Source organism: Paenibacillus silvestris (genome assembly GCF_009882985.1).
Taxonomy (GTDB): Bacteria; Bacillota; Bacilli; order Paenibacillales; family NBRC-103111; genus Paenibacillus_E; species Paenibacillus_E silvestris.
The window spans coordinates 23,146-29,665 of the sequence record NZ_WTUZ01000018.1; the positions used below are offsets into that span (position 1 = coordinate 23,146).

Sequence of the window (6,520 nt, forward strand, 5' to 3'; positions counted from 1 at the left end):
AATGGGTTATACCGATTCAAAGAATTCCAATTCTTTGCTTTCTGCGCTTAGGGACACGATAGCTTTTTTCCAAATGGAAGTGTAGCCGGAGTGTCTGCCATAACGTTTAGGCTTAGCTGGCATTCTCAATGTGTTTACATTTGTAACTTTTACTTTGAAGATTGCTTCGATAGCTTGTTTAATTTCTGTTTTGTTAGCGCGAAGATCCACTTCGAAAACATACTTTTTATTAGCCATTAGGTCGCTTGTACGCTCAGTGATGATCGGGCGCTTGATAATGTCGCGTGGATTTTTCATTGTGCAAGCACCTCCTCAACTTTCTGTACAGCTTCCTGCGTAATGATCAATTTGTCATATAACATGACATCACGAACATTTACACCATTAGCAGCAACGAATTTCACACCTGGGATGTTACGAGCGGACAAAGCAACGTTGGAGTCGTTATCAACACCTACAACCAATACTTTGCGATCAACTTTCAGGTTGTTCAAGATTGCTACAAATTCTTTCGTCTTAGGAGCATTCAATTGAAGCTGATCCAATACGATCAAGTTGTTATCAAGAACTTTCGAGGACAAAGCGGATTTAATCGCTAAACGACGAACTTTTCTTGGCAATTTGAAACCATAGCTACGAGGAGTTGGTCCGAATACGGTACCGCCGCCTTTCCACTGTGGAGCACGAATACTACCTTGACGAGCACGGCCTGTTCCTTTTTGTTTCCAAGGTTTACGACCACCGCCGCGAACTTCCGAACGACCTTTTGTTTTGTGAGTTCCTTGACGCACAGCTGCTTGTTGCAAAAGAACAGCTTCGTGAATCGCATGAACGTGAGGCTCAATTCCGAAAACAACGTCAGACAGTTCAACTTCTCCTACCTGAGCACCTGTTACATTATATAAAGCTACTTTTGGCATCTGTCTTCCTCCTTTCTTACTTTTTAACAGCAGACTTCACGCTAACGTAGCTGTTTTTAGGACCCGGAATGGAACCTTTAACTAGCAATACATTACGCTCAGCATCTACTTTAATGATTTGCAAATTTTGCAAAGTTACTGTTTCGTTACCCATGTGCCCTGGCAATTTCTTACCTTTAGGAACTCGGTTTGCTTGAATGGAACCCATCGAACCTGGTCCGCGGTGATAACGTGATCCGTGTGCCATAGGGCCCGTGGATTGGTTATGTCTTTTGATGTTACCTTGGAAACCTTTACCTTTGGAAGTACCCGTTACATCAACGAATTCGCCCTCTGTGAACAGATCTGCTTTCAGTTCTTGACCAACTTCATAGTCACCCAACTGAATGCCACGAATTTCTTTAACGTAGCGCTTAGGCGTTGCCCCTGCTTTTTTCGCATGGCCAAGCTCTGGTTTAATGATTCTGCTAGCTTTAACATCATCAAAACCGATTTGGATCGACTCATAACCGTCGTTGTCCACATCTTTCTTTTGCAGTACCACACATGGTCCCGCTTGAATGACAGTTACCGGAACTACATTACCCTCCGGAGTAAACAACTGTGTCATCCCAAGTTTTTTTCCTAAGATACCTTTCATCGTTGACACCTCATTTCCTTCCTAAACGTTCATTCTATAGTTGTTTTACAGTTTGATCTCGATGTCAACGCCAGACGGTAAGTCTAGACGCATCAGAGCATCAACTGTTTGTGGTGTTGGATTCACAATATCGATAAGACGCTTATGCGTACGCATTTCGAATTGCTCACGCGAATCCTTGTACTTGTGCACCGCACGAAGAATCGTGATGATTTGCTTCTCTGTCGGAAGCGGAATCGGACCGGATACACCTGCACCGGAACGCTTGGCAGTTTCCACGATTTTCTCAGCTGATTGATCAATGATTCTGTGATCATAAGCTTTCAAACGGATACGAATTTTTTGCTTTGCCATATAAGTCCCTCCTTCTATCGCCCAATTTAGTATCGGACATACTCCGCGAAAATTCTCCAACATCCTTCCCCATGGCAAAGGGGCCAGGTGTGTCGGCAACCTTTCGCATCATCGCAACGTCACAGACCAACGTTTTATATTATATAAAATTTAAAAACGAAATGCAAGCTTATTTTAGGCATTCGCATAAAAAAAACACCCACCGCCTAAACGATGAGTGTTTCTTCTATATAAAGGGATTACTTTTGAATTGTAGCAACCGCGCCCGCACCAACAGTACGTCCGCCTTCACGAATCGCGAAACGAGTTCCTTCTTCGATTGCGATTGGGTTGATCAGTTCAACTGTAACTGTGATGTTATCACCTGGCATAACCATTTCAGTACCTTCTGGAAGGTTGATGATACCTGTTACGTCAGTTGTACGGAAGTAGAACTGTGGACGGTAACCAGTGAAGAAAGGTTTGTGACGGCCACCCTCTTCTTTAGTTAGTACGTAGATTTGAGCTGTGAAGTTCGTGTGTGGTTTAACAGAACCTGGTTTCGCAAGTACTTGTCCACGCTCGATATCTTTACGGTCAACACCACGAAGAAGGGCACCGATGTTGTCACCAGCTTGAGCGGAGTCAAGCAATTTGCGGAACATCTCAACGCCTGTTACTACGCATTTGCGAGTTTCTTCAGCGATACCAACGATTTCAACTTCTTCTTGAACTTTAACAGTTCCACGCTCAACACGACCTGTAGCAACTGTTCCACGACCAGTGATTGAGAATACATCCTCAACAGGCATAAGGAACGGTTTGTCAGTTTGACGCTCAGGAGTTGGGATATAAGTGTCAACTTGTTCAAACAACTCAACAATTTTATCAGCCCATGCGCCATCTGGGTTTTGAAGAGCTTCACGAGCAGCTCCGCGGATGATTGGAGTATCATCGCCTGGGAACTCGTATTCGTTAAGAAGGTCGCGAACTTCCATCTCAACCAATTCAAGCAACTCTTCGTCTTCAACCATGTCACATTTGTTAAGGAATACTACGATGTAAGGTACGCCTACTTGACGGGAAAGAAGGATGTGCTCACGCGTTTGCGGCATTGGGCCGTCAGCTGCGGATACAACCAGGATCGCTCCGTCCATTTGAGCAGCACCAGTGATCATGTTTTTAACATAGTCAGCATGTCCTGGGCAGTCTACGTGTGCGTAGTGACGGTTAGGAGTTTCGTACTCAACGTGAGCTGTGGAGATTGTGATACCGCGCTCGCGCTCTTCTGGTGCTTTATCGATTTGGTCGAAAGCTACTGCAGCTCCACCGTATCTTTTGGACAATACAGTTGTGATAGCAGCTGTCAAAGTTGTTTTACCATGGTCAACGTGACCGATAGTACCGATGTTAACATGCGGTTTGTTACGTTCAAATTTAGCCTTTGCCATTTTAAACGATTCCTCCTTAGAGTGACTATTAGTTTTATATTAAGCGCCTTTGCCTTTTGCAATAATTTCTTCTGCAATGGACTTAGGTACTTCTTCATAATGTGAAAGTTCCATGGAGTAAACACCACGGCCTTGTGTTCTTGAACGAAGTGTTGTGGAATATCCAAACATTTCAGACAAAGGCACCTTAGCACGGATGATTTGTGCGCCATGACGGTTATCCATACCTTCGATACGTCCACGACGGGAGTTAAGGTCACCCATAACATCGCCCATGTACTCTTCTGGTACAGTAACTTCAACCTTCATGATTGGCTCAAGAAGAACCGGTTTACATTTTTCTTTCGCAGCTTTAAGTGCCATGGAACCCGCGATTTTGAACGCCATTTCATTGGAGTCAACATCATGGTAAGATCCATCAACAACTGTAGCTTTGATATCCACAAGCGGGAATCCTGCGATTACACCGTTTTTCATGGACTCTTCGATACCAGATTGAATAGGTGCGATATATTCTCTTGGAATAGATCCGCCCACTACTTTGCTCTCGAAAATGAAACCTGTACCAGCTTCTTGAGGTTCAAACTCAACCCAACAATGTCCGTATTGACCACGGCCACCGGATTGACGTACGAATTTACCCTCAACTTTAGCTGCTGCGCGGAACGTTTCACGATAAGCAACTTGTGGTTTACCTACATTGGTTTCTACTTTGAACTCGCGAAGCATACGGTCAACGAGGATCTCAAGGTGAAGCTCACCCATACCAGCGATGATCGTTTGTCCTGTTTCTTCGTCTGTGGAAGCACGGAAAGTAGGATCTTCTTCAGCAAGCTTTTGCAATGCGATACCCATTTTGTCTTGGTCGGCTTTCGTCTTCGGTTCAACAGCAAGCTGGATAACCGGTTCAGGGAAGACCATTTTCTCAAGAATAACTGGGTTTTTCTCATCACAAAGTGTATCACCAGTCGTTGTATCTTTCAATCCAACGGCCGCGGCGATGTCACCAGCGTATACAATGCTGATCTCTTGACGGCTGTTCGCATGCATTTGCAGGATACGACCAACGCGCTCACGTTTGCCTTTCGTTGCGTTAACAACGTAGGAACCGGAGTTCAAGGTACCAGAGTAAACACGGAAGAACGTAAGACGACCAACGAAAGGATCTGTCATGATTTTGAATGCAAGCGCTGAGAAAGGTTGATCATCAGCAGACTTACGAACCACTTCAGTACCATCGTCAAGTACACCTTTAATGTCAGGTACATCAAGTGGTGATGGAAGGTAGTTAATAACTGCATCCAGCATCAATTGAACACCTTTGTTTCTGTAAGAAGATCCTACGATAACTGGGAAGATTTTCACTTCACAGACACCTTTACGTAGAGCTCCTTTGATCTCGTCGACAGTTAGTTCTTCACCTTCGAGATATTTCATTGTAAGCTCTTCATCAAGCTCAGCAACTTTCTCGATCAGTTCCAAACGAAGTTCTGCAACTTGATCTTTGAACTCAGCAGGAATTTCAACTTTCTCGATATCCTTGCCAAGATCGTCTTTGTACATATACGCCACTTCATCAACTAGGTCGATGATGCCTTTGAAATCACTTTCAGCACCGATCGGAAGTTGAATAGCAACAGCATTTGCACCAAGTTTTTGACGCATGGATTCAACAACTTGCAGGAAGTCTGCACCGATGATATCCATTTTGTTTACGTAAGCAATACGAGGAACGTTGTATTTATCAGCTTGTCTCCAAACTGTTTCGGATTGAGGCTCAACGCCCTCTTTCGCACTAAATACACCAACTGCTCCATCCAACACACGAAGGGAACGCTCTACCTCAACGGTAAAGTCAACGTGTCCCGGGGTATCGATGATATTGATGCGGTGACCTTCCCATTGCGCAGTTGTAGCGGCGGAAGTAATCGTGATTCCGCGCTCTTGCTCTTGCTCCATCCAGTCCATCGTCGCTGCACCTTCGTGCACCTCACCGATTTTGTGAACTTTACCAGTATAGTACAGAATGCGCTCTGTTGTTGTCGTTTTACCAGCATCAATATGAGCCATGATCCCGATATTACGTGTGTTTTTTAAGGAGAACTCTCTAGCCATAGGTCGTTATGTCTCCTTTCTTTAATCAGTTTTTTTATTCTACCAACGATAATGAGCGAATGCTTTATTAGCTTCAGCCATTTTGTGTGTATCTTCACGTTTCTTAACGGAAGAACCTGTGCTGTTGCTAGCATCGATAATTTCGTAAGCTAATCTTTCTTCCATCGTCTTCTCACCGCGTAGGCGGGAGTAGTTTACCAACCAACGCAAACCTAATGTCGAACGACGATCAGGTCTTACTTCGATAGGTACTTGATAGTTTGCTCCACCAACACGGCGAGCTTTAACTTCTAGTACTGGCATGATGTTTTTGATAGCAGTTTCAAACACTTCCATCGGCTCTTTACCTGTACGATCTTTCACGAGGTTAAAAGCGTTGTAAAGAATAGTTTGTGCTGTCCCTCTTTTTCCATCAACCATAATACGATTGATAAGACGAGTAACAAGTTTGCTATTATAAATTGGATCTGGCAATACGTCTCTGCGAGTAACTGGACCTTTACGAGGCATAGTTATCCCCCTTTCTCATAAGAATCATCCCTGATTATTATTTCTTATTTTTTAACTTTCGGACGTTTAGTACCGTATTTGGAACGGGATTGCTTACGGTTGTTAACACCGGAAGTATCCAGCGCGCCACGCACGATGTGATAACGTACCCCTGGAAGATCTTTAATTCTACCTCCACGGATCAATACAACACTGTGCTCTTGCAGGTTGTGACCGATACCTGGAATGTATGCTGTCACCTCTACACGGTTCGTTAAACGAACACGAGCATATTTACGAAGTGCGGAGTTAGGCTTCTTAGGAGTCATAGTACCTACACGCGTGCAGACACCACGTTTTTGAGGTGCACTCAAATCCGTTGCTTCTCTTTTCAAAGCGTTAAAACCTTTTTGCAAAGCTGGTGATTTAGACTTATCCACCTTCGCTTGACGACCTTTACGTACTAGTTGGTTAATTGTTGGCATATCGCCACCTCCTCCCTACATTCATAACATGATAAATTTCTTGCAAGCCCACAGATCCAGGCGAGTCATAAATGAGCAAAGAGAAAG

At 44.1% G+C, this 6,520-nt stretch carries 8 protein-coding genes; all 8 read right to left on the reverse strand.

The window, feature by feature from the left end; genetic code table 11:
• Positions 1-6 precede the first annotated feature (6 nt).
• The 8 genes from rplW to rpsL all read right to left on the reverse strand — a co-directional run bounded on the left by rplW (position 7) and on the right by rpsL (position 6,433).
• Positions 7-297, reverse strand: coding sequence for a 50S ribosomal protein L23 (gene rplW, locus GQF01_RS14815; protein ID WP_127457540.1), 291 nt, complete (start codon positions 295-297; stop codon positions 7-9).
• Complete coding sequence (rplD, locus tag GQF01_RS14820) at positions 294-920, reverse strand: 50S ribosomal protein L4 (RefSeq protein WP_127457541.1); 627 nt, start codon at positions 918-920, stop codon at positions 294-296. The genes rplW and rplD overlap by 4 nt, the downstream gene beginning before the upstream one ends.
• A 16-nt stretch (positions 921-936) precedes the next feature.
• Positions 937-1,560: a 50S ribosomal protein L3 gene (gene rplC, locus GQF01_RS14825; protein ID WP_029196463.1), complete on the reverse strand. Its 624-nt coding sequence runs from the start codon at positions 1,558-1,560 to the stop codon at positions 937-939.
• A 45-nt stretch (positions 1,561-1,605) separates the two neighbouring features.
• Positions 1,606-1,914 carry a 30S ribosomal protein S10 gene (gene rpsJ, locus GQF01_RS14830; protein WP_028557496.1) on the reverse strand — a complete coding sequence of 103 codons (309 nt, stop codon included), beginning with the start codon at positions 1,912-1,914 and terminating at the stop codon, positions 1,606-1,608.
• Between the two features lie 239 nt (positions 1,915-2,153).
• The gene (gene tuf / locus GQF01_RS14835) at positions 2,154-3,344 is read right to left on the reverse strand and encodes an elongation factor Tu (RefSeq protein WP_145669490.1); all 1,191 of its coding nucleotides are present in this window, start codon (positions 3,342-3,344) and stop codon (positions 2,154-2,156) included.
• A gap of 39 nt (positions 3,345-3,383) precedes the next feature.
• A complete protein-coding gene (gene fusA / locus GQF01_RS14840; protein WP_161407567.1) occupies positions 3,384-5,459 on the reverse strand; it encodes an elongation factor G in 2,076 nt (691 codons plus the stop codon).
• Positions 5,460-5,498: 39 nt separating this feature from the next.
• On the reverse strand, positions 5,499-5,969 hold the full coding sequence (gene rpsG / locus GQF01_RS14845; protein WP_145669486.1) for a 30S ribosomal protein S7: 471 nt from the start codon (positions 5,967-5,969) through the stop codon (positions 5,499-5,501).
• 44 nt (positions 5,970-6,013) lie between these two features.
• Positions 6,014-6,433, reverse strand: a complete 420-nt coding sequence (rpsL, locus tag GQF01_RS14850; RefSeq protein ID WP_028557500.1) for a 30S ribosomal protein S12 — start codon at positions 6,431-6,433, stop codon at positions 6,014-6,016.
• Positions 6,434-6,520 lie beyond the last annotated feature (87 nt).

What these genes read in the sequence shown, in the direction of transcription:
- rplW (WP_127457540.1), bottom strand. Translation starts at nt 297, where the DNA reads ATGAAAAATCCACGCGACATTATCAAGCGCCCGATCATCACTGAGCGT.
- rplD (WP_127457541.1), bottom strand. Translation starts at nt 920, where the DNA reads ATGCCAAAAGTAGCTTTATATAATGTAACAGGTGCTCAGGTAGGAGAA.
- rplC (WP_029196463.1), bottom strand. Translation starts at nt 1,560, where the DNA reads ATGAAAGGTATCTTAGGAAAAAAACTTGGGATGACACAGTTGTTTACT.
- rpsJ (WP_028557496.1), bottom strand. Translation starts at nt 1,914, where the DNA reads ATGGCAAAGCAAAAAATTCGTATCCGTTTGAAAGCTTATGATCACAGA.
- tuf (WP_145669490.1), bottom strand. Translation starts at nt 3,344, where the DNA reads ATGGCAAAGGCTAAATTTGAACGTAACAAACCGCATGTTAACATCGGT.
- fusA (WP_161407567.1), bottom strand. Translation starts at nt 5,459, where the DNA reads ATGGCTAGAGAGTTCTCCTTAAAAAACACACGTAATATCGGGATCATG.
- rpsG (WP_145669486.1), bottom strand. Translation starts at nt 5,969, where the DNA reads ATGCCTCGTAAAGGTCCAGTTACTCGCAGAGACGTATTGCCAGATCCA.
- rpsL (WP_028557500.1), bottom strand. Translation starts at nt 6,433, where the DNA reads ATGCCAACAATTAACCAACTAGTACGTAAAGGTCGTCAAGCGAAGGTG.